General features: G+C 59.3%; 24 protein-coding genes, 1 pseudogene and 1 riboswitch. Of the genes and pseudogenes, 5 read left to right on the forward strand and 20 right to left on the reverse strand.

The features are described from left to right. Positions 1 to 128 precede the first annotated feature (128 nt). From ACZYSM_RS25370 to cobO, 12 genes and pseudogenes are all read right to left on the reverse strand, one after another. Positions 129 to 884, reverse strand: a pseudogene (locus ACZYSM_RS25370) (MFS transporter); the annotation flags it as partial. Between the two features lie 52 nt (positions 885 to 936). After that, a complete protein-coding gene (locus ACZYSM_RS25375) occupies positions 937 to 1,341 on the reverse strand; it encodes a MarR family winged helix-turn-helix transcriptional regulator (protein ID WP_489075789.1) in 405 nt (134 codons plus the stop codon). 109 nt (positions 1,342 to 1,450) lie between these two features. Next, a complete protein-coding gene (locus ACZYSM_RS25380) occupies positions 1,451 to 2,182 on the reverse strand; it encodes an adenosylcobinamide-GDP ribazoletransferase (protein WP_489075791.1) in 732 nt (243 codons plus the stop codon). Positions 2,183 to 2,184: 2 nt separating this feature from the next. Further along, the gene (cobC, locus tag ACZYSM_RS25385) at positions 2,185 to 2,757 is read right to left on the reverse strand and encodes an alpha-ribazole phosphatase family protein (protein WP_489075793.1); all 573 of its coding nucleotides are present in this window, start codon (positions 2,755 to 2,757) and stop codon (positions 2,185 to 2,187) included. Beyond that, positions 2,754 to 3,809 (reverse strand): nicotinate-nucleotide--dimethylbenzimidazole phosphoribosyltransferase, encoded by a 1,056-nt coding sequence (gene cobT, locus ACZYSM_RS25390; protein WP_489075795.1) that lies wholly within the window; start codon positions 3,807 to 3,809, stop codon positions 2,754 to 2,756. The genes cobC and cobT overlap by 4 nt, the downstream gene beginning before the upstream one ends. Next, positions 3,806 to 4,327 carry a bifunctional adenosylcobinamide kinase/adenosylcobinamide-phosphate guanylyltransferase gene (gene cobU, locus ACZYSM_RS25395; protein WP_489075797.1) on the reverse strand — a complete coding sequence of 174 codons (522 nt, stop codon included), beginning with the start codon at positions 4,325 to 4,327 and terminating at the stop codon, positions 3,806 to 3,808. Before cobU ends, cobT begins: the two co-directional genes overlap by 4 nt. 150 nt (positions 4,328 to 4,477) lie before the next feature. Beyond that, positions 4,478 to 5,929: a cobyric acid synthase gene (locus ACZYSM_RS25400; RefSeq protein WP_489075799.1), complete on the reverse strand. Its 1,452-nt coding sequence runs from the start codon at positions 5,927 to 5,929 to the stop codon at positions 4,478 to 4,480. Further along, the gene (gene cobD, locus ACZYSM_RS25405) at positions 5,926 to 6,921 is read right to left on the reverse strand and encodes a threonine-phosphate decarboxylase CobD (protein ID WP_489075801.1); all 996 of its coding nucleotides are present in this window, start codon (positions 6,919 to 6,921) and stop codon (positions 5,926 to 5,928) included. Before cobD ends, ACZYSM_RS25400 begins: the two co-directional genes overlap by 4 nt. Further along, a complete protein-coding gene (gene cbiB, locus ACZYSM_RS25410) occupies positions 6,914 to 7,822 on the reverse strand; it encodes an adenosylcobinamide-phosphate synthase CbiB (protein WP_489075803.1) in 909 nt (302 codons plus the stop codon). The genes cobD and cbiB overlap by 8 nt, the downstream gene beginning before the upstream one ends. Further along, positions 7,819 to 8,469 (reverse strand): 5,6-dimethylbenzimidazole synthase, encoded by a 651-nt coding sequence (bluB, locus tag ACZYSM_RS25415; protein ID WP_489075805.1) that lies wholly within the window; start codon positions 8,467 to 8,469, stop codon positions 7,819 to 7,821. Before bluB ends, cbiB begins: the two co-directional genes overlap by 4 nt. Continuing rightward, on the reverse strand, positions 8,466 to 9,908 hold the full coding sequence (locus tag ACZYSM_RS25420) for a cobyrinic acid a,c-diamide synthase CobB (RefSeq protein WP_489075807.1): 1,443 nt from the start codon (positions 9,906 to 9,908) through the stop codon (positions 8,466 to 8,468). The genes bluB and ACZYSM_RS25420 overlap by 4 nt, the downstream gene beginning before the upstream one ends. Before the next feature lie 10 nt (positions 9,909 to 9,918). Beyond that, positions 9,919 to 10,530, reverse strand: a complete 612-nt coding sequence (gene cobO / locus ACZYSM_RS25425; RefSeq protein ID WP_489075809.1) for a cob(I)yrinic acid a,c-diamide adenosyltransferase — start codon at positions 10,528 to 10,530, stop codon at positions 9,919 to 9,921. 77 nt (positions 10,531 to 10,607) lie between these two features. Next, positions 10,608 to 10,841: riboswitch (cobalamin riboswitch) on the reverse strand. A gap of 155 nt (positions 10,842 to 10,996) precedes the next feature. Here cobO and ACZYSM_RS25430 point away from each other — a divergent pair. Then, positions 10,997 to 11,581: a hypothetical protein gene (locus tag ACZYSM_RS25430; protein ID WP_489075811.1), complete on the forward strand. Its 585-nt coding sequence runs from the start codon at positions 10,997 to 10,999 to the stop codon at positions 11,579 to 11,581. Between the two features lie 106 nt (positions 11,582 to 11,687). On the opposite strand, the gene ACZYSM_RS25435 is transcribed toward ACZYSM_RS25430, so the two are convergent. The 6 genes from ACZYSM_RS25435 to ACZYSM_RS25460 all read right to left on the reverse strand — a co-directional run bounded on the left by ACZYSM_RS25435 (position 11,688) and on the right by ACZYSM_RS25460 (position 17,004). After that, positions 11,688 to 12,350, reverse strand: coding sequence for a class I SAM-dependent methyltransferase (locus ACZYSM_RS25435; protein WP_489075813.1), 663 nt, complete (start codon positions 12,348 to 12,350; stop codon positions 11,688 to 11,690). A gap of 23 nt (positions 12,351 to 12,373) precedes the next feature. Beyond that, the gene (locus ACZYSM_RS25440; RefSeq protein ID WP_489075815.1) at positions 12,374 to 12,907 is read right to left on the reverse strand and encodes a C40 family peptidase; all 534 of its coding nucleotides are present in this window, start codon (positions 12,905 to 12,907) and stop codon (positions 12,374 to 12,376) included. 166 nt (positions 12,908 to 13,073) lie between these two features. Next, the gene (locus ACZYSM_RS25445; RefSeq protein WP_489075817.1) at positions 13,074 to 13,694 is read right to left on the reverse strand and encodes a C40 family peptidase; all 621 of its coding nucleotides are present in this window, start codon (positions 13,692 to 13,694) and stop codon (positions 13,074 to 13,076) included. Between the two features lie 212 nt (positions 13,695 to 13,906). Then, on the reverse strand, positions 13,907 to 14,611 hold the full coding sequence (hda, locus tag ACZYSM_RS25450) for a DnaA regulatory inactivator Hda (protein ID WP_054049492.1): 705 nt from the start codon (positions 14,609 to 14,611) through the stop codon (positions 13,907 to 13,909). A 231-nt stretch (positions 14,612 to 14,842) separates the two neighbouring features. Next, positions 14,843 to 15,916: an AI-2E family transporter gene (locus ACZYSM_RS25455; RefSeq protein ID WP_489075819.1), complete on the reverse strand. Its 1,074-nt coding sequence runs from the start codon at positions 15,914 to 15,916 to the stop codon at positions 14,843 to 14,845. Positions 15,917 to 15,951: 35 nt separating this feature from the next. Then, positions 15,952 to 17,004 (reverse strand): DUF2066 domain-containing protein, encoded by a 1,053-nt coding sequence (locus ACZYSM_RS25460; RefSeq protein ID WP_489075821.1) that lies wholly within the window; start codon positions 17,002 to 17,004, stop codon positions 15,952 to 15,954. Positions 17,005 to 17,390: 386 nt separating this feature from the next. Between ACZYSM_RS25460 and purM the strand changes: the two genes are divergently transcribed. From purM to ACZYSM_RS25480, 4 genes are all read left to right on the forward strand, one after another. Then, positions 17,391 to 18,449 (forward strand): phosphoribosylformylglycinamidine cyclo-ligase, encoded by a 1,059-nt coding sequence (gene purM / locus ACZYSM_RS25465; protein WP_489075823.1) that lies wholly within the window; start codon positions 17,391 to 17,393, stop codon positions 18,447 to 18,449. Further along, positions 18,449 to 19,111 carry a phosphoribosylglycinamide formyltransferase gene (gene purN, locus ACZYSM_RS25470; RefSeq protein WP_489075825.1) on the forward strand — a complete coding sequence of 221 codons (663 nt, stop codon included), beginning with the start codon at positions 18,449 to 18,451 and terminating at the stop codon, positions 19,109 to 19,111. The genes purM and purN overlap by 1 nt, the downstream gene beginning before the upstream one ends. Positions 19,112 to 19,119: 8 nt before the next feature. Then, entirely contained in the window at positions 19,120 to 19,833 is a 714-nt protein-coding gene (locus tag ACZYSM_RS25475) for a DUF3108 domain-containing protein (RefSeq protein ID WP_489075827.1), read from the forward strand. Between the two features lie 281 nt (positions 19,834 to 20,114). Beyond that, positions 20,115 to 20,303, forward strand: coding sequence for a hypothetical protein (locus tag ACZYSM_RS25480; RefSeq protein ID WP_489075829.1), 189 nt, complete (start codon positions 20,115 to 20,117; stop codon positions 20,301 to 20,303). A gap of 138 nt (positions 20,304 to 20,441) precedes the next feature. Here ACZYSM_RS25480 and ACZYSM_RS25485 read toward each other — a convergent pair whose 3' ends face one another. Then, positions 20,442 to 20,981 (reverse strand): DUF2058 domain-containing protein, encoded by a 540-nt coding sequence (locus ACZYSM_RS25485; protein WP_489075831.1) that lies wholly within the window; start codon positions 20,979 to 20,981, stop codon positions 20,442 to 20,444. A gap of 24 nt (positions 20,982 to 21,005) precedes the next feature. After that, positions 21,006 to 21,839: a nucleoside triphosphate pyrophosphohydrolase gene (gene mazG, locus ACZYSM_RS25490; RefSeq protein ID WP_489075833.1), complete on the reverse strand. Its 834-nt coding sequence runs from the start codon at positions 21,837 to 21,839 to the stop codon at positions 21,006 to 21,008. Between the last annotated feature and the right edge of the window lie 38 nt (positions 21,840 to 21,877).

Genomic DNA, 21,877 nt, shown 5'->3' on the forward strand with positions numbered 1-21,877 from the left:
GTGGTGGATATCAAGCCACAAAAAATGAAGTAGCTGCGCCGCGAACGGCCTCCGCGCCGGCATGATTTGATTCCTCCCCACCTCAGGCGCCGCCTGTTTGGATAGGTGGGGTTTATGGATCAGTTACCCAACACTGTGGTGCCCGTGGTTGCTGGCAGATGCTGATCCACTAGATAGGCCGGCAAGTGCACACCGATAAACACCACCTGAAAACCACAGACAAAAAAGCCAAACGCCAACAACCAGAAACCGGAGTGCGAGCACGCCTCATGCAAGGCTTCGGACAAAGTCTGTTCATGACCCAATACCGGCAACGGGTTGTCCTTGAGCATGCTCACCAGCGGCACGATCAACGCCACCAGCAAACCCAGCACCAACAGCGCCGCCGACCAGCCAAGCCAGCCGATCAACCCAAGAGTCCCGGGCAACATGGCGAATTGGCCGAAGGAACCAGCGGCACTGGCAATACCCATGGCCATGCTGCGCTTCTCTAGAGGAACGGCACGCCCGACCACGCCCAGAATCACCGAAAACGAGGTACCCGATAGACCGATCCCAATCAACAAGCCCGCACTCAGCGACAACGACCAGGCCGAGTCGGACAACCCCATGAACACCAACCCAAGGGCGTACAACACACCGCCGATCAGCACCACTTTGGCCGCACCGAAACGGTCGGCCAGTGCACCGGTAAAAGGTTGCGCCAGGCCCCAGATCAGGTTCTGCAAGGCAATGGCGAACGCAAATACCTCACGCCCCCAACCAAACTCCGTACTCATCGGCGCCAGAAACAGCCCAAATCCATGCCGCACGCCCAAGGACAACGCGAGGATCAGCGCACTCCCAAGAAGAACCCAACCGCTGGTACGCCACATCGATGTCATTCTTGTTCTCCGGTAGCGGGTATATACCCGCTTATGATCGGACTTATTGCCTTCAGGCAAGCTCATCCAGCAAGGCCAGCAAGGTTTCCCGCTTCTCTGCCCCCAGTTTCTCGATCAAACGCTGCTGCGCCGCTTCCCACGCCGGCAAGGCCGCCGCCAGTCGCTCCCGCCCGGTCTCAGTGAGCAGCACGACACGATTGCGATGATCTTCACCTTCGACCAACGTGACCAGACCTTCGCCCTCCAGCACCCGCAGATTACGCCCCAAGGTACTGCGGTCCAGGCCCATGGCGTGCGCCAGGGTCGAAATGCTCGGCTGGTCCAGACGTTGCAAATTGCACAGCAAAGAATACTGAGCAACGTTGATCCCGAAGCCGTCAAGAGCACCGTCGTAGTACCTGCTGACACCTCGAGCGGCGCGACGCAGGTTAGTGCATAAACATTGGGAAGGAAGCATTGTGCGTGTATATACCCGCGGTTGAATGAAAGCAAGTTTTGGAGAGGTTCTACGGTACGTTCTTCTTCGCCTTACAAATCGCCATCGCGGGATAATCAGCGCATTCGCATCAGACCAACGCCAATCCGACTAACACCGCAACCTCCAACAATTCCAGCATCGCCCCCGCCGTATCACCGGTAGTCCCTCCCAGCCGCCGCATCATCACTTGCCGCAACCAGAAGAACACCGCGACCGCCAGCACCACGGCAAACACACCGCGGAATCCCGCGATCAGCACACAAACCACCGCGCTCAGCAACAACACCTGTTTACCGGCCATGCGCGGCAGATGATCCGCCAAGGCCTGCCCCAACCCACCGGGTCGCACGTAAGGTGTCGTCAGAAATAACCCCAGCAACGCGCCGCGGCCGATCAGTGGCGCCAGAATCAATACAACGCTGTGCTGCTGCTCAATCAGTGCCAGCAACGCTGTGAATTTGAGCAACAGCACCAACATCAGCGTGACTACCGCAATCGGCCCGCTGCGCGGGTCCTTCATGATGGTCAGGGTGCGTTCACGATCACCAAAACCACCCAGCCAGGCATCGGCGCTGTCAGCCAGACCATCCAGATGCAAACCACCGCTGAGCAAGACCCAGGCGCTCAGCAGCAATGCCCCATGCAGCATCAACGGTGTGCCGTCGAGCAACCCGTTCAACGCCCACAGCAGCCCGCCGAACAGCAACCCGACCAGCGGATAAAACAGCAGCGAACGGCCCAACTCCTGCGACTGCGGCATGCCTGGCAGACGAATCGGCAAGCTGCTGAGAAATTGCAGGGCGATCCACAAAGGCAGCACGTTCAGGTCCCTTCGTTCAAGGTCGCATTGGCCTCGACCCGCAGCGAAAACAGCGCACCGTGACCGACTTCAACATTAAGCAATTGCTCGCGGGGTAAACCCCGAGCCTGAGCCAGCAGCAACCGCATGACCCCACCATGGCTGATCAGCAGCACCCGTTCACCGGCATAGGCTTGGTGCAGCCGCTCAACCGCCGCCAGCACCCGCACCGAAAACTGTGTCACCGGCTCGCCCTCGGGTGGGGTAAACCCGTACGGATCCGCCCAGAACATGCCCAGGGCTTGGGCGTCGGTTTCCATCAGTGCCGCTGTGCTCTGCCCTTCCCAGGCCCCGAAATGCAGTTCTTGCAGGTCTTTTTCCAGCTGCACCGGCAACCCAAGACGTGCGCCCAGTTCCTCAGCGAAACGTGCGCAACGCTGCAACGGCGAGCTGACCAGCCGATCCCACGGCCCCATTGCCAGCACCGCGGCGCGCATTTGCTCCCAGCCCTTGGCCGTCAATGCGTCATCCAGACTGCCGCGCAAACCGCCACCGAGTTCGGTTTCGCCGTGGCGCAGCAGGTCCAATTGCATCATGCCGGGCGATCCGCCACTGCAGCTTCGGCGAAGGTCGCCATCTGCCCGTGCAGGTCACAAGCCAGTCGCAACAAGGGCACAGCCAGCGCAGCACCGCTGCCCTCCCCCAAGCGCAAGCCGAGATCCAGCAAAGGCTCAGCTTTCAATGCCTCCAGCACATGACGATGACCCGGCTCGGCACCTCGATGACCGAACAGCAGCCAGTCGCGACACGCAGGATTCAAGCGCACAGCAACCAACGCTGCGACGCTGCAGATGAAGCCGTCCACCAACACTGCCACGCCTTCCTGAGCGCAGGCCAGATAAGCCCCGACCAGCGCCGCGATTTCAAAACCACCGAGGTTGAACAACGTCTGCAATGTATCGCCACGCTGGGCGGCATGCATTGCCAGGGCTCGCTCGATAACGTGCGCTTTATGGCTGACGCCCGCGGCATTCAGCCCCGTACCCGGCCCGACCAGATGCACCACCGGGCAATCAAGCAACGCGCAGGCCACGGCGCTGGCCGCAGTGGTGTTGCCGATGCCCATCTCGCCACCAATAAACAGTTCAGCCCCTGCCGCAATGGCGCGGCGCACGCTGTCACGTCCGGCCTCCAGGGCCAATTCGCCCTGGGTTTGAGTCATGGCCGGGCCGTTGACGAAGTTCTGTGTGCCCGCGCCAATGTTCAGGTGACGCACGCCCGGCAGATTCAACGAAGGGGTGACGGTGCCCAGATCAACCACTTCCAGTTGTGCGCCCAACTGTCGCGCCAACACGCTGATCGCCGCACCGCCGCTGACGAAGTTATGCAACATCTGCCCGGTGACTTCCTGGGGGAACGCCGAAACGCCTTCGGCGACTACACCGTGGTCACCTGCAAAGATCGCAATCCACAGCTGATTCAGGCTCGGTTTGACCCGCCCCTGCAACCCGGCCAACTGCACCGCGATCGACTCAAGCTGGCCGAGAGAACCGGCCGGTTTGGTCAGTTGCTGCTGACGGGCCGCCGCCTGCTCGTAAGCCTGCACATTGATCGGCTTACACGGGTTCAGCCACCAGGAGTTATTCATAACGCAGTTCCTTTCAAAGTCAGGGGCAGGCCGGCGACGGTCAGTACGACACGCTGACAGCGCTCAGCCAGGGCTTGATGCAACCAACCGGCTTCATCGACATAGCGGCGAGTCAATTCGCCCAGCGGCACGACACCCAGACCGGTCTCGTTGCTGACAAAAATGATTTCACCCGGCAACGACGCCAGGCACTCCAGCAGCGCCTCACGCTCAAGGGCCAGGCGTTCGGGGTTTTCCAGCATCAGCAGATTGGTCAGCCACAAGGTCAGGCAATCCACCAGCAGGCAACGTTCGGCACTGGCGGTTTCGACTAGCACACGGGCCAGCTCAAGTGGCTCTTCGATCAACGACCATTCAACCGGACGACGCTGGCGATGATGGGCAATGCGCTCGTTCATTTCGCCATCCAACGGCTGGCTGGTAGCGATGTAAGTCACGCCCAGGCCGCTGTCGGAGGCGAGTTTTTCAGCCAGACGACTCTTGCCGGAGCGAGCGCCGCCGAGGATCAGTTGCAGCATGGTCATATCCCTTCAATTTAGCGGTGCGGCCACTGGCCCCATCGCGAGCAAGCTCGCTCCTACAGTGGATTTTCGTTGTGCCGCAATTGCGTGCCCTGCCGGATTAAATGTAGGAGCGAGCTTGCTCGCGATAGGGCCATAACACTCACCCTAAATCCCACAGAGTTCGCGCAAATAGCTCGTATCAAGATGCTTTTCCACCAGATCGGCCAAGCGCTCAATGTCACGCTCGCGCAAGGCGTGGTAATCCACCTCCTGCACATCCTGCAAACCCGCCCAACGCAACAGCGCGCTGCACGCCGCCGGCGACTCGAACACACCATGCAGATAAGTGCCGAAAATTTGCCCATCCGCACTTTGCGCGCCATCACTGCGACCGTCGTCTAGATACACGGCAGCCAGTTCCAGCGCGGCGCCGGTAGTGACTCCGGCATGAATTTCATAACCGCTGACGGGCGCGTCTTCCAGGGCCAGATGGCCGCGTACATTGCGCAGTTGTTTCTCTTCTTCAAGGACCGTGGCAAATGCCAGCAGGCCCAGACCGGCACTGGAACCCGCCGCGCCTTCAAGGCCCAGCGGATCATGTAACTGCTCGCCGAGCATCTGCAGACCGCCGCAGATCCCCAGCAACTTGCCGCCGTAACGCAGGTGCCGGGTGATGGCCGTGTCCCAGCCATTGGTGCGCAGGTACGCGAGGTCACTGCGCACACTTTTCGAGCCGGGGAGAATGATCAAGTCAGCCGGAGGAATCGGCTGGCCCGGACCGACGAATTGCAGATCGACTTGCGGGTGCAAACGCAGGGGATCGAAATCGGTATGGTTGCTGATGCGCGGCAAGACCGGCACCACCACTTTTAGTACCTGCTCGACCTTGTTGGTCTGACGCTGATCGATGCCGTCTTCAGCTTCCAGGTGCAGGTCCATGACATACGGCAACACGCCAATCACAGGCTTGCCGGTGCGCTCTTCGAGCCAGTCGAGGCCCGGTTGCAGCAAGGCAATGTCGCCACGAAAGCGGTTGATGATGAAGCCTTTGACCCGTGCCTGTTCACTGGCCGACAACAACTCCAAAGTGCCCACCAAATGGGCAAACACTCCGCCGCGATTGATGTCAGCAATCAGCAACACCGGGCAGTCCACCGCTTCGGCAAACCCCATATTGGCGATATCGCCAGCACGCAGGTTGATCTCGGCTGGCGAGCCCGCGCCCTCGACCATGACCACCGGGTAGGCGGCGCTCAGGCGTTGATGGGAGGCCAACACTGCCTGCATGGCGATAACTTTGTAGTCGTGATAGGCCACGGCGTTCATGCTGGTTACCGCGCGGCCATGAATGATCACCTGCGCGCCGGTATCGCTGTTGGGCTTGAGCAGCACCGGGTTCATGTCGGTGTGCGGTTCAAGATTGGCGGCCTGAGCCTGCACCGCCTGGGCACGACCGATTTCACCGCCGTCCGCCGTCACCGCGCTGTTGAGCGCCATGTTCTGCGGTTTGAACGGCACGACGCTGACGCCCTGCCGGGTCAGCCAGCGGCACAGCGCCGTTACCAGCGTACTTTTGCCTGCGTCCGAGGTGGTGCCTTGCACCATCAGGGTAGTCATGGCGCGTCTTCCTTGGTGTAGGCCTCTAACGCTTGCTCGAGGCGCAGCCAATCGGCTTCATCGGCCGGTAAGCCAAAACGCAGACTGCTGTTATGGGTGAATATCCGCAGCAGGATGCCGCGTTGAGCCATGAATTCGTGCAGGTGTTCCGCACGCTCAGTGATCAGCCATTGGAATAAGGCGCAGCCGCCCTGTGGCTTGAGCCCATGACGCTCAAGCACTTGCGTCAAGCGTTGACTAGCCTCTTCGCTGCGCAGGCGTTGCCGGGCATGCCCCACCGTATCGCGCAGGCAAACCTGTCCCAGCACCCGCGTCGGCCCGCTGACCGACCACGGTCCGACCTGTTCGGCGAGCAATTTGAGCAGCTTGCGTTCGGCCAACACAAAGCCCAGGCGCACACCGGCCAAGCCGAAAAACTTGCCGAATGAACGCAAAACGATTAACCCGACCTGATTGGCATGAGCGGCCAGACTCAAATGCGGGGTGTTGTCCATGAACGCTTCATCGACCACCAGCCAGCCACCGCGTTGCGCCAGTCGCGCATGCCAGTCGAGCAGACGATCGGGGGTCAGGCTCAGGCCGGTCGGGTTGTTCGGGTTGACCACCACCAGCACATCAAGGCTGTCGAGAAAGAAATCCACTTCCTGCTCCAGCACCTCACGCACGATATAACCGCCACGGCGCCAAGCCTCGGCATGCTCGGCGTAACAAGGCGAGAGCACGCCAACCTTGCCGGCACGGCGCAAACGCGGCAGTAACTGGATCGCCGCTTGTGAGCCCGGCACCGGCAGCACTTGAGCCGCGCCGTAATAATCGCAGGCGGCCTGCTCAAGACCATCATCGGTTTCCGGCAAACGCGCCCAGGCCCGCAGAGGGATCTCCGGCACTGGCCACGGCCAAGGCGCAAGACCGCTGGACAGGTCCAGCCAATCGGCTTCGGCAATACCGTATTGCAGCGCGGCCTTGCGTAAGCGTCCACCGTGCTCAAGCATAAAACTCAGCTCCCACGCAGAGAAGCAGCAACCATAACCACACGCCGCGCTGCACCAGTTGCCAGCCACGGTCGATGGAATTGGCATCGGCCGGCACACCCTCGCCCAGTTGCGGACGCTGATGCAATTCACCGTGGTAGATCGCTGCCCCGCCCAACTCCACGCCCAAGGCACCTGCACCCGCCGCCATCACCGGACCTGCGTTCGGACTGTCCCAAGTGGGCCCTTGAGTCCGCCAGCATTTGAGTGCCAGACGAGTCTTGCCCAAGAGCGCGTAGGTCAGGGCAACCAGGCGAGCAGGAATATAGTTAAGACCATCGTCGATCTTCGCCGCAGCCCAGCCGAAGCGTTCGAAGCGTTCATTTCGATAGCCCCACATCGCGTCCAGGGTATTGCTCAGGCGATACAACACCACGCCTGGCGCACCGGCGATAGCAAACCAGAACAATGCGGCGAACACCGCGTCGCTGCCGTTTTCCAGCACCGACTCGGTGGCGGCCCGAGCGACCTCCGTTGAATCAAGCTCACTGGTCTGACGGCTGACCAGATAACCCACTCTGCGCCGTGCTTCGTCCAGGTCATCGCTGCGCAAAGCTTGAGCAACCGGCTCGACATGCTCGCCGAGGCTGCGTAGACCAAGGGCGCAATACAGCGCGAGGATCTCGACCAGCCAGCCGACATAGGGCAGCCAGGAAAGTGCAGTCACCAGCAGGGTCAGCGGTAATACCGCCAACACCCAGGCGGTGACGCCGTGACTGCGCCAGCCCCGACCGCCAGAATTGAAACGTTGCTCGATGCGATCGGCAAAACGACCGAACGCTACCAGCGGATGCCAGCGCTTGGGTTCACCCAGCAACGCATCCAGCGCGACTGCGGCGACACTCAACAACGCCACACTCATTGACTCACTCCCCAATAATTTTCATACAGCAATTCACTCAGCTGACGCGGCTGCGCCCAGCCTTCCAGCACTAGCATGGGGGCCGGATAAAACGCCGTGACCGGTCCCAGACATAACACTGCCAGCGGCTTGGCCCCGGCCGGCAGACCGAGCAGATCGGCCAGGGCCTTGGGCTCGAATAACGACACCCAGCCCATGCCCAGCCCTTCGGCGCGGGACGCCAGCCAGAGGTTCTGAATCGCGCAAGACAACGACGCCATGTCCATTTCCGGCAAGGTCCGGCGACCAAAGATATGCCGCTCGCGATCATCCATTAGCGCGGCGACCAGCACTTCGGCGCAGTCGTTGATGCCTTCGACTTTCAGTTTCATGAAGTCGTCGGAACGCTCGCCCAGCGCCTCGGCGGTGCGCACCCGCTCTTCTTCCACCAGTTGCTGGATCTTGCCGCGCAGCGGGCGATCGGTAATGCGGATAAACCGCCACGGCTGCATCAGGCCCACACTAGGGGCTTGATGGGCGGCTTCGAGCAAGCGTCTGAGCAGTTCGGGCTCGACGGTGCCGCCAGCGAAGTGACGCATGTCGCGGCGCTCGCCGATAGCGCGATAAACAGCTTCACGTTCGGCCGGACTGAATGCGTTGTCGGTCATGGCCTCTTCGCGAGCAGGCTCGCTCCCACAGTGAATTGCGTCGCTTTGTCTGTTGAGTAAGACTCTTCTGCAAGCAAGTCGGCTTTCCCGGGGAGCACGCGGTCTAATGTGGGAGCGAGCCTGCTCGCGATAGCGGTCTCGGAATCCGGCGCAAACAACGCGGCCACTGCCGATGGATTGGACGGGAAATAGAAGTGCACGTAGGACGCGGTCATTCGACCATCACGATAGACCGCTTCAGCACCCCGTCCACCGTTGGGGCTCAGGCCTCGGGCAATCGGCTCAAGCGCTGTGCTGGTCAGCGAGTGGTGATAGGTGTGACCGCGCAACGAACCTTCTGGCAGATCAACCGCCTGCAAGGCCAGCGCCGCCAGGCGCTTTTGCATCACCGCGTCCCCCGCCAGCAACCCTACCAACTCGGCGCGTTGCCCCTCGACATCGGTCAGGGAATCAAGCAGATACAACATGCCACCACATTCGGCCAGCAACGGCTTGCCGGCCGCATGGTGCGCGCGGATCGCTGCCAGCATCGTGGCGTTTTCCGCCAACGCCACATGATGCAGCTCCGGGTAGCCGCCCGGCAGGTACACGCTGTCAGCCTCGGGCAATTCGCGGTCATGGATGGGCGAGAAAAACAGCAATTCGGCACCCATCGCCCGGAGCAGGTCCAGGCTCGCGCCATAGGTGAACGCGAACGCTTCATCGCGGGCCACGGCAATCCGCACACCCGCCAGCAATGGCTCGGTGACGACAACCTCAGGCGCGGCGAACTCGATCGCTGGCGGCAACGCCACTTCGCAGCTGCCGGCCAAGGCGTCGGCCGCCGCGTCGAGGCGCAGATCCAGATCATTCAGCTCGCTGGCCTGGACCAGGCCCAAGTGGCGGCTCGGCAATTCGATCCCGGTTTCCCGAGACAACGCGCCATACCAGCGCAGACCTTCGGTCAGGCTGCCTTCGAGCAATTGCGCATGACGCAAAGTGCCGACGCGGTTGGCCAGCACACCGGCAAACGGCAAGTCCGGCTGATAGCGCGCCAGGCCCAAGGCCAGAGCGCCAAAGGTCTGGGCCATGGCCGTACCGTCGATCACTGCGAGCACCGGCACACCGAAGTGCCGCGCCAGGTCGGCGCTGGACGGCGTGCCGTCGAACAGGCCCATAACCCCTTCGATCAGGATCAGGTCTGCCTCGCCCGCCGCTTCCCACAACAATCGACGGCTTTCTTGCTCGCCGACCATCCACATGTCCAATTGATACACCGGCGCGCCGCTGGCGCGTTCGAGAATCATCGGGTCGAGAAAGTCCGGGCCGCACTTGAATACCCGAACATTACGCCCCTGATTGCGATGCAAGCGGGCCAATGCGGCGGTCACGGTGGTCTTGCCCTGACCGGAAGCCGGCGCGGCGATCAGTACCGCCGGGCAATGACGTGAATCACTCATGCTTTATTACTCACAGCTCGATGCCTTTTTGCGCTTTGATCCCGGCCTGGAACGCATGTTTGAGCACGCCCATTTCGGTGACCGTGTCGGCCAGGTCGATCATTTCGGGTTTGGCGCCGCGACCGGTGACCAGTACATGCTGCATCGGCGGGCGAGCCTGCAAGTCGCTGAGCACCTGGTCCAGGTCCAGATAGCCGTGTTTGAGGGCGATGTTCAGCTCGTCGAGCACCACCAGACCAATGGCCGGGTCGCACAGCAGTTCACGGGACACTTCCCAGGCCGCTTCAGCGGCGGCGATGTCACGCTGGCGATCCTGGGTTTCCCAGGTGAAGCCTTCGCCCATGACGTGAAACCGTACTTGCTCGGGGAAGCGTCGAAAGAACAGCTCCTCACCGGTGCTGTTGCGACCCTTGATGAACTGCACCACGCCGCATTGCATACCGTGACCCATGGCCCGGGCAAGCATGCCGAAGGCGGAACTGCTTTTACCTTTGCCGTTGCCGGTCAGAACCAACAGCAATCCGCATTCGTTTGGTGAGTTGGCAATGCGCTCGTCGATGACGGCTTTTTTACGCAGCATGCGCGCCAGATGGCGTTCGTCACGATCGGGGGATTCAGTCATGGCAGCTCTCCACTAGGGTGGATAATGGGGGGCAGGAATAAAAATAGACGGCATAAGCCTGGCATCGCCCACCGTGATGCCGTTGGATGAATCAGGCCGGTCTCCGGGCTCATGAGTGGGGTTATCCCGGACTGCACACCTTCCCATGTCGACACTCGACACAGTGGTACAAGCGCAGCCTTGACTCATTTACCGTTGCGGGGGCAGCGCCGGGATCGCTGCCCGCTCTGTTAAAGAACGCACACTCACCGGCTTCCCTGTTTCACTCTGTCGACCGTTGGCCACAGAGCACCTGAAACAAGTCGCGAAGGTTAGAGGGTTGGGGGTGGAGCGTCAATTAAACCCGGGGCGTTCAACCTCGATTGTGCGGCACCGATCAAAAAACTGACGCCAATCTTGTGCCACGCGGAAAGCAGTGATATCAAAGAGCCACAACTCTAACATCACACGAATAAGGGTAAGCAACATGCAAGGCATGATCATCAGCAATCCGAAGCTGGAATTCCTGCGCCCGGCGCTGGAGCGCTGGTTTGACTGTATCGATCGCTACAACCAGGTGCGCGGTGATAACGAATCCCCTTATTGGTTCGATGAACGCGCCAACCTTGGCCTGCTGTCGGCTGCAGCATGGATGGCGGAAATGGTGACACTGGAGCAAACCACAACGAAAAAGCAGCAAGAAGACGGCGACCGCAACGGGCGTGCCGACCTCTACCTCGCCACCAAAGAAGAACGGGTCTACATCCAGGCCACCCAGCGCTGGCCACGGGTCAACAATCTGAATCTCACTCAAGCGCTGCTCGACATCACGAGCGACGCGAAGAAAGTCAGCTACGCCAGCGATCTGAAACTTGGCTGCCTGTTTGTTGCGCCACAAAAGACCCAACAGAGCGCCACCCCGGAGGAACTCCAGGACATGCTCGACGATCTGCAAAAGGAACATACCTGCGCCGTGGCCTGGTATTTCCCCTATGCCTACCGCAAGTTGCGCAACGAAGCGGGCAACTATCACCCGGGCGTCGCCATGCTGCTCAAAGAGGCGCGCGGCTGAGAGGCTGAACCAATCGGCAGGCCGATGATCTGGGAAACAAGGCTTGATGGGTGTCGGCTAAATAAAAATGACCTTGTAGGAGCAATCGAGCGTCGACCGATTGCTCCTACAATTTGCGGCACAACGTCAGCCCATCGCCTAACGGCAACAGCGACAAGTCGACACGCGGGTCATCCTTCAAGGCGCAGTTCAGCGCCTGGATGGCTCGGGTGTCTTCACTCTCGGGATTCACCTCAAGCACCCGCCCGCTCCACAGTGTGTTATCGAAAATCGCCAGGCCGCCGCTTCGCAGCAGACGCAAAGCACTCTCCAGATAGGCTGGATAGTTGGCTTTGTCGGCATCGATGAAGATCAAGTCGAAACAGCCACCCCGCCCTTGCTGCTCGATTTGCGCCAGGGTTTCCAGTGCAGGTGCCAGGCGCAAATCAATTCGCTGCGCCACACCTGCCTCCTGCCAGTAACGGCGGGCAGTGGCATTGTAATCACCGGGGATATCGCAGCAGATCAAGGTACCGTCATCGGGCAAGGCTGCGGCCATGCATAAGGCGCTGTAGCCGGTGAAAGTGCCGACTTCCAGCAAACGCTTGGCGCCGGTTAGCTTGACCAGCAATGCGAGGAACTGGCCCTGTTCGGGCGCCACCTGCCAGCGAGCCATGGGCAAGGCCTGGGTTTCGTCACGCAAACGGCGCAACAACGGCGTTTCGCGCAGGGAAACATCCAACAGATAGCTGTAGAGGGAATCGTCGAGATTGAGAGTGCGAGCGGTCATGACAACCTCTGCGAACGTGCGACCTAAGGGTTACGTGCCAGATGCTCTGGCTGCAATACCCGCTTGGCGCTGAGATAGGCTTTCTGCCAGTAGGCTTTGGACAGGTTGTCCAGCTTAACCGTTCCGCCGGTGGCCGGCGCGTGAACAAATCGGCCTTCGCCGACATAGATCCCGGCGTGGCTGACTTGCGAGCCGCCATTGGTGGCAAAAAATATCAGATCACCCGTCTGCAGCCCGTCTTGGTCGACATCCTGCGCACGCATGCCAATCATCTCGCGGGTCGAACGTGGCAGAGTGATACCAGCGGCATCGCGATAGACATAGCCGATCAGACCGCTGCAATCAAAACCCGAATCCGGCGTATTGCCCCCCCAACGATAAGGCGTACCCACCAGGCCCAGCGCACGAATAAGCACGTCTTCAGCCGCAGGCGAAAAGGTTTGGGAGGAAGCGAAAACAGGAGCCCGAACCACCGGAGCAGGTGGCGGAGTACGGCTGGCGCAAGCACTGAGCAGTGCAGCGAACACGAGAAGTGCGAGGCGGGCCGACGTCGACATATGCAGAACAATCCTGATCTGGATGCGGCTTTCTCTGCCGTGAGGCTGAAAACAAAACCGCGTAAGCAGGGCTTACGCGGTTAGGTGATCAACAATATGCAAAGATTCTAGCGTCTACGCGTCAAACTTCAAGTAAGACTTTAACTTAACCTTACAAACAGCCTGATTACTTGCGAGCAGTGACTGTCGTCGGGGCCATGGCGAGTGCGCGCTTGGCTTCGATGAAGGTTTTGCTCCAGTAGCTGTCGCCCAGGCTGTCGACTCGAACACCACCGCTACGGCGGCTGCTGGAGTGGATGAACTGGTCATCACCCAGGTAGATCCCGGCGTGGCTGACGCGGCCACGGCCATTGGTGCTGAAGAACAGCAGATCACCGGGTTTGAGATTATTACGAGCGACCAACGGAGCGTTCACGTTGATCATTTCGCGAGTGGAGCGCGGCAAATTCATGCCGGCTTCTTCACGAAACAGATAACCGATGAAACCGCTGCAATCGAAGCCTGCTTCGGAGGTGCCGCCGAAACGGTAGCGGGTACCGATCAGCGACATGCCACGTTCGAGGATACTGTCGGCCAGAACAGGCAGCTGATAAGGCTTGTTACCAGAGAAGTCAGCCAGTTCTTTTTCGGTTGCCAGTTCTTCCTGGTAAATAGCGGAAGACTGGGCAGTAACAGAGTTTTTAACCTGTTGTTGTTGCTCTTGCTGAGACACCGGAGAGTGAACAGCGCAACCAAACAATAGGGTGACAAGTGCGAGAGGCACGAGGGGTGCGAAGCGATTTAGCATGGGCACGACCGTGGCTGAAGTTGTAAAGAAGCCGGACTATGCCTTCTATCATCCTCATTTGCAAATTCAATCGATGCAAATGTGACTTATCGGTTTCTCGTTTACATCTAAGGCCTTAAGCCCAATATAAACGCTCACGCACCCTGGAAGCATCCTCGGGGCAAGTTTTCTGGCGCCTGAAAAGTGCCTGAAAAGCGCTGCAGGCCGCGGTTTTACCAGCCCAAGGTTTCTTTAAGGAAAGGAATAGTCAGCTTGCGTTGCGCCTGTAACGAAGCCTGATCGAGACGCTCTAGCAACTCGAACAACGCACTCATGCTGCGAGTGCCGCGAGTGAGGATAAAGTGCCCGACTTCATCGGTCAGATGCAGACCGCGACGCGAAGCACGCAACTGCAGTGCACGAAGCTTGTCTTCATCGGACAACGGACGCATCTGGAAAATCAACGCCAGGGTCAGGCGTGATTTCAAGTCGGCCAGTTTAACTGGCAACTCCCGTGGAGAGGTTGAAGCGGCGATCAGCAGACGTCGACCACTGTCACGCAAACGGTTGAACAGATGGAACAACGCTTCTTCCCAGTCCGCCCGCCCCGCTACCGCCTGCAGATCATCCAGACAGACCAGCTCGTATTGCTCAAGGTTGTCGAGGATTTCGATACCGCGATCCAGCAGCTCTGCCAGCGGCAGGTACACCGCCGGCTCGCCCATTTGCTCAAACCGCAAGCAAGCGGCTTGCAGCAAGTGTGTACGCCCGACGCCGTCCTTGCCCCAGAGATAGATCAGGCTTTCGGTCCAGCCGGCGTCGGCTTCGCAGAGCCGCTCGACATAGCCGAGTGCAGCGGCATTGGCGCCTGGGTAGTAGTTGATAAAGGTGGCGTCATCACGCAGACGCACACCTAGGGGCAGCTGAATCGGTTTCATGCTGACTGAACAGTTCCAAAACGAACCGTTAGTGGCCTCTGTGTAAAGTTTGCAAAGTTTATACCCGTGACGCCGGGCGCACAATGCAGCAGACCATAAGCAAAATCAAAGGTTTGCGTTAACTTGCAGGAAACAGCGGGGTTTGTTTGGCGGCGTTTGTGACAGTCAGAAGAGCACCCAAGGCAAACCCGGCGCTGAGCCGGGCTGTCTTCGACGACAAATTAGAGGGTCTTATAAATCAGGACCTTGCACACCGCTGTAGATATCCGAGTCTTTATACAAATCGTGCACATGGCGCACCAGCACCATGATTACCGCCGCCACAGGCAAGGCCAGCAAAACCCCGGTGAAACCAAAGAGCTCGCCGCCCGCCAGAATGGCGAAGATCACCGCCACCGGGTGCAGACCGATCCGGTCCCCCACCAGTAACGGGGTCAAGACCATACCTTCCAGCGCCTGGCCGACCATAAACACCACAACGATGCCGATCATGGGGTACAGGTCGCCACCAAACTGGAACAGGCCAGCCACGAGGGCCGCGCCAATCCCGATGACGAAGCCCATGTACGGAACGATGGCCGCCAGGCCAGCAATGAGACCGATCAACAACCCCAGCTCCAACCCGACCAACATCAAGCCCGCCGCATAGATCACACCCAGCGCCAGCATCACCAGCAACTGACCGCGGACAAACGCCCCCAGCACCTCGTGGCACTCGCCAGCCAATGAAACCAGGCGCTCTTCACGATCGCGAGGCAGCAGGCTGCGGATCTTCGCCATCATCAGGTCCCAGTCCCGCAGCAGATAGAAAGTCACCACCGGGATCAACACCAGGTTGGCCAGCCAACCGATCAACGCGAGGCCGGAAGCCGTTGCATGGCTCAGCACCACACCGACAATGTCAGTGGTCTGGCCCATGTGCTCGCTGATAGCAGCCTTGACCTTGTCGAACTTCCAGAAGCCCTCTGCAAAGCCCAGCTTCGACTGCGCCCAAGGCATCGCCGTGTGCTGCAACCAATCGAGCATTTGCGGTGCCAGTTCATACAAACGGAAAAACTGCTTGGCCAGCATCGGCACAAGAACCAGCAGCAGCGCCATGACAATCAAGGTGAACAGCGCAAACACTGCCACCACCCCCCAGGTTCGCGAGAGTCCGAGCTTTTCCAGCCAATCCACCAGCGGGTCGAACAGATAGGCCAGCAGCAGCGCCACCAGGAACGGCGTGAGGATCGGATGCAACAGGTACACAAACGCGCACAGCAGGGCGACCCCACCCAACCACACCCAACGACGCGTATCAGCCATAACCCGCTCCAGCTTCTATATAAGGAAAGAAAAACTTACCAACGGAAACGCAATTGCGCGGTCGGTGCGGGTGCAACAATCGGTGCCGTGCCTTCGACCACTGGCTGCGCGGACGCTACCGGCGTCACTGCGCTACCCGCGGGAAGCTCTTGCAGCTTCGCCAGGCCCAACTGCGCACGTAACTGCTCGGCGCTGCCATTAACCCGGTAAATGATTCGGTCACCCTCAACGCGCTGCAATTGCGCACCAAACGGCTCAAGCAAATGCCCCAGTGCCGCGTAGCGCTCCAGAGTCATGCCTTGAACCTCCAGTAATTGCTCGGTGGACGCTCCAGGCTTGGCGACGAAGCGTGGCGCCAACTTCTGACTGACCGCCAGCAAGACCGCATCGGCGAGGGCTGCAGTATCGGCACCCTGCACGCTGCCCTGCTCGCGCTGATCGCCTAGCCACAGACGCCATTTGGCCTGCCACTGCCCACCTTCCTCACGGGCGTGCACCGCCAGCAAGGCGTCAGCGGCGTAACGTTGCGAAGCCGCACGCAGCGGCGCCGGGTCGCTTCCTTCAAGATTCGGTGCGGTGGCGACAATCTGCTCATTCAGATCACCCATCGGCAAACGCAACGGCAAGCCGCGGTGCTGAGCTGCACGACGCAGCGGAACTGCACTGGCCTGACCGTCGCCGACCAGACTCGAGCCTTCGGTCGAATCGTTCAGCCACCAGCCCAGGATCGATGGGCGATTGCTACCCCATAAGGCCAGCCCCGCCTGACGCAACGCACGATCAGTGCTGGCCGGATCGAAATCAACTTGCAGGCTTTCAGGTGGCCCTGCGTCATAACCATATTGGCTAATGATCTGCTGCGGATCCTTGCGAATAGCCGCCAGCCCCGGGCTCTGCGCTGCTTTGGCATCACCGGTCAAGCGTAACACCAGGGTCTCCAAAGCTTTTTGCGTGGCTAGATCACGCTCTTGCGGGGTCTGGCCGCTGACCGGTTCGCGCACTTGATACAAACCATTGAGGGTTTCGGCATGACTCGCCAGGCTGACAAATGACAAACAGCCAACAAATAGAAATTTATACAGACGCATGGAAGATTCCCGACGGCAAAAAAAGCGGCTGGAACTGACCGCATGAACACGATTGAGCAAGGCTGTGACCACAACGCCCGACAAAACATTCACACGACCGATGGAAGTTTTTGTACTGTCATAACGATAGCCGGTTAAAGGCTATACCTTATACAGCCACGGGCGAGGCTACCAACACGAGCAATAACGGTTTTTTTAACGCGATATGCCCCTACCCGTCGGCCCGAGGATGGCCGCTGCCCCTCAAGCCTGATAAAATCGCGCGCCTTCGCAGACCGGCAACAGCTGGGCACCCTGAAATGCTCGCGCGGTAAACGCGCATTAGTATTTCAGCGGTCTCACTGGACTCGGTCGATACCCCTGAATCCCCCCTAAAGGCCTGGATCATGAGCAAGCAACCCTCCCTGAGCTACAAGGACGCCGGTGTAGACATCGACGCCGGTGAAGCATTGGTCGAACGCATCAAGAGCGTCGCCAAGCGCACTGCGCGCCCGGAAGTCATGGGCGGACTGGGCGGTTTTGGCGCCCTCTGCGAAATCCCGGCCGGCTACAAACAACCGGTCCTGGTCTCCGGCACTGACGGCGTCGGCACCAAGCTGCGCCTGGCGTTGAACCTGAATAAACACGACAGCATCGGCATCGACCTGGTCGCCATGTGCGTCAACGATCTGGTGGTGTGCGGCGCAGAGCCGCTGTTCTTCCTCGACTACTACGCCACCGGCAAACTGAACGTCGAGACCGCTACCCAGGTAGTGACCGGTATCGGCGCTGGCTGCGAATTGTCCGGTTGCTCGCTGGTCGGCGGTGAAACCGCTGAAATGCCAGGCATGTACGAAGGCGAAGACTACGACCTGGCCGGTTTCTGCGTCGGCGTCGTGGAAAAATCCGAAATCATCGACGGTTCGAAAGTCGCAGCTGGCGATGCCCTGCTCGCTCTGCCCTCTTCCGGTCCGCACTCCAACGGTTACTCGCTGATCCGCAAGATCATCGAAGTCTCCGGTGCCGACATCGAAAACATCCAGCTCGACGGCAAACCGCTGACCGACCTGCTGATGGCCCCGACTCGTATCTACGTGAAGCCGCTGCTCAAGCTGATCAAAGACACTGGCGCAGTCAAAGCCATGGCCCACATCACCGGTGGCGGCCTGCTCGACAACATCCCGCGCGTTCTGCCTAAAGGCGCTCAGGCCGTAGTTGATGTCGCTAGCTGGCAGCGCCCGGCTGTATTCGACTGGCTGCAAGAAAAAGGCAACGTTGAAGAAGTAGAAATGCACCGCGTGCTGAACTGCGGCGTTGGCATGGTGATCTGCGTGGCTCAGGAGCACGTTGAAACTGCCCTGAACGTTCTGCGTGAAGCGGGCGAGCAACCTTGGGTCATCGGCCAGATCGCTACTGCCGCCGAAGGCGCACCGCAGGTCGAGCTGAAAAACCTCAAGGTTCACTGATGCACGAGCAGACGCCGACCACCTGTGATGTAGTGGTGCTGCTTTCCGGCACCGGCAGTAACTTGCAGGCTCTGATCGACAACAGTCTGGCCGGGGACAACCCGGCTCGCATCCGCGCGGTGATCTCCAACCGCGCCGATGCCTACGGCCTGCAACGCGCCAGAGACGCGGGTATCGAAACCCGCGCTCTCGATCACAAGGCTTTCGAAGGCCGTGAGGCCTTCGATGCCGCCTTGATCGAACTGATCGACGCCTTTCAACCCAAGCTTGTTGTCCTTGCCGGATTCATGCGCATCCTCAGCGCGGATTTCGTGCGTCATTACCAGGGCCGCCTGCTGAATATCCATCCATCGCTGCTACCCAAATACAAAGGGTTACACACTCATCAGCGAGCGCTGGAGGCTGGTGACACTGAGCACGGCTGCAGCGTGCACTTCGTGACAGAGGAACTCGATGGCGGACCACTGGTCGTACAGGCAGTGATCCCGGTAGAGTTAGACGACTCGCCGCAGAGTCTGGCGCAACGAGTCCACGTCCAGGAGCACCAGATTTACCCGATGGCTGTGCGCTGGTTTGCCGAAGGTCGGTTAACGCTTGGTGAGCATAGTGCATTATTGGATGGTCAGTTACTTGCGGCCAGCGGCCACTTGATTCGAACCTAGGAGATTTTATGCGTCGTGCCCTGCTCTTCGCTTGTGCTCTGCTCGCCCTGCCGGTTGTGCATGCAGCAGACCTTCAACCTTTCTCCGCCAGCTATACCGCCGACTGGAAACAGCTCCCCATGAGCGGCTCGGCCGAGCGCAGCCTGTCGAAAAATGCCAACGGCACCTGGACCTTGAATTTCAAGGCCTCCATGCTGGTCGCTAGCCTGACCGAGGAAAGCACCCTGCGCCTCGACAAGGATACCCTGCTGCCACAGACCTACCACTTCGAACGGGGCGGCCTGGGCAAAGCCAAGAAAATTGACCTGGATTTCGATTGGTCGGCCAAGAAAGTCACCGGTACCGACCGCGGCGATCCGGTCAACGTACCACTCAACAGCGGCATCCTGGACAAGTCCACCTATCAATTGGCCCTGCAGCGTGATGTGGCAGCCGGCAAAAAAAGCATGAGTTATCAGGTGGTCGAAGGTGAAGATACGGACACCTACGACTTCCGCGTGATCGGCCAGGAGAAAGTCCAGACCAAGGCTGGTTCAGTCGATGCAATCAAGGTCGAACGTGTCCGCGACCCGACACAGAACAAGCGCATCACCGAAATGTGGTTCGCCAAGGACTGGGGCTACATCCTAGTAGCCCTGCGCCAGGTCGAGACCGACGGCAAGGAGTACAACATCATGCTCCAGGACGGTACGGTCAACGGCAAGGCGGTCAAAGGCAGCTAAGCAGATCGAAATGAAAAGCCTCGCAATTGCGGGGTTTTTTTTCGCCTGAAAAAACCTGCATGACGCCTTAAAAGATCGTCAGTCCTGTTTGAACATGAAGCTTTTGTCAGAAAAGTCAGAGACCTGCGACCAAATGTCACGTATTTCGGGGCCTGCAGGACTTTTGCATTTTCTACAAAAGTGCATTACAAAAGCCGATCATTTACTTAGCAAGCTAACAAAATATATAACTAAGTCCTGCACACGCTTTGCTGCAGATCAATTGAAATTGGAGCTAGCAGATGACTGTAAAAGTAACTGAACGCGACGATTCACATATGTCCCACGAAGGCGTAGCCGCCGGTATACGAATCTGGGATGTACATCAACAAGACATGCTGGTGGGAATGTTTCACTCCGAAATCGACGCCCACAGCTATAAGGCAGAGCTGGAAAATCTAGAGAGTCAACGCCAAGCACAGGTTTCCTGAAATAGCAGGTTTTTAGTAGCAACAAAATTTTTAGCAGAACCCCCGCCAAGTGCGAATGCCCTTCGGGCACCCTGCAATCTCCGACAGCTCTTACAACGACAAACCCCGCCATCAGCGGGGTTTGTTGTTTCTAGCCAATCACCACATCAGATCATCGGGGATCTGATAAGCCGCGTACGGATCATCTTCATCCGGCGCTTCGGTCACAACGTTGAGCTGTACGATACGTTGCGGATCGCGCTCCTGGATCTTCAGCGCCGCCTCACGGGGGATCACCTCGTAACCGCCGCCATGGTGGACGATCGCCAGCGAACCGTTGCTGAGCTTGTTGCGCATCAAGGTGTTCACCGACAAGCGCTTGACCTTTTTGTCGTCGACGAAGTTGTAGTAGTCCTCGGTGGTCAGCTTCGGCAAGCGCGAGACTTCGATCAATTGCTTGATCTGCGCGGCGAGGGCTTTCTGCTCGACCTTTTCCTGCTGCTGACGATTGAGCTCCTGGTCGCGCTTGACCTTTTCGGCCATCGCTTCCTGGGCTGCACGCTGCTGCGAGTCATCGACTTCAATCTGACCTTTATGGGCCAGACGCTGCTGCTTCTGTTTGTCTTTGCCGACCTGTTTGGCCTGCTTTTGGTTGACCAGCCCTGCTTTGAGCAACTGGTCGCGAAGGGAAAGGCTCATGTACTTACTCACTTAGGCAACGGCTCAGCCGCAGCTGGGCAAATTCTTTTCCTGACGTTTGGCTTCGCCCCACAAGGCGTCCAACTCTTCGAGGGTGCAATCTTCCATGGGACGGTGGGTGTCGCGCAATGCCTGTTCGATAAATCGGAAACGTCGCTCGAACTTGGCGTTGGCGCCGCGCAAGGCGGTTTCCGGATCGACCTTGAGATGACGAGCCAGATTCACCACGACAAACAGCAGATCACCGACTTCATCGGCGATGGCCGCAGGGTCGTTATCGGCCATGGCTTCGAGCACTTCATCAAGCTCCTCACGGACCTTGTCGACCACTGGCAAGGCATCGGGCCAGTCGAAACCAACCTGAGCCGCACGCTTCTGCAATTTCGCCGCCCGGGACAGCGCAGGCAATGTGCCGGGCACATCATCGAGCAAGGACAATTGCTCCGGAGCGCGAGACTTTTCAGCCCGCTCCTCGGCTTTGATCTCTTCCCAGCGCTGTTTGACCTGCTCTTCGTCGAGCCGCGGGATATCCAGCGGCGCATACAGATCGCCGGTCGGGAACACATGGGGATGACGCCGAATCAGTTTGCGGGTAATGCTGTCGACAACACCGTCGAATTCGAAGCGCCCCTCTTCCCGGGCCAACTGGCTGTAATAGACCACCTGGAACAGCAAGTCACCCAACTCGCCCTGGAGGTGATCGAAGTCGCCGCGCTCGATGGCGTCAGCGACCTCATAGGCCTCTTCCAGGGTGTGGGGCACGATCGTGGCGTAAGTCTGTTTGATATCCCACGGACAGCCGTACTGCGGATCCCGCAGACGACTCATCAGGTGCAACAGGTCTTCAAGGTTGTACATCAATAACTCTCTGCGCAACCTGTAGGAGCCGAGCTTGC

Source organism: Pseudomonas sp. F220 (assembly GCF_057813935.1).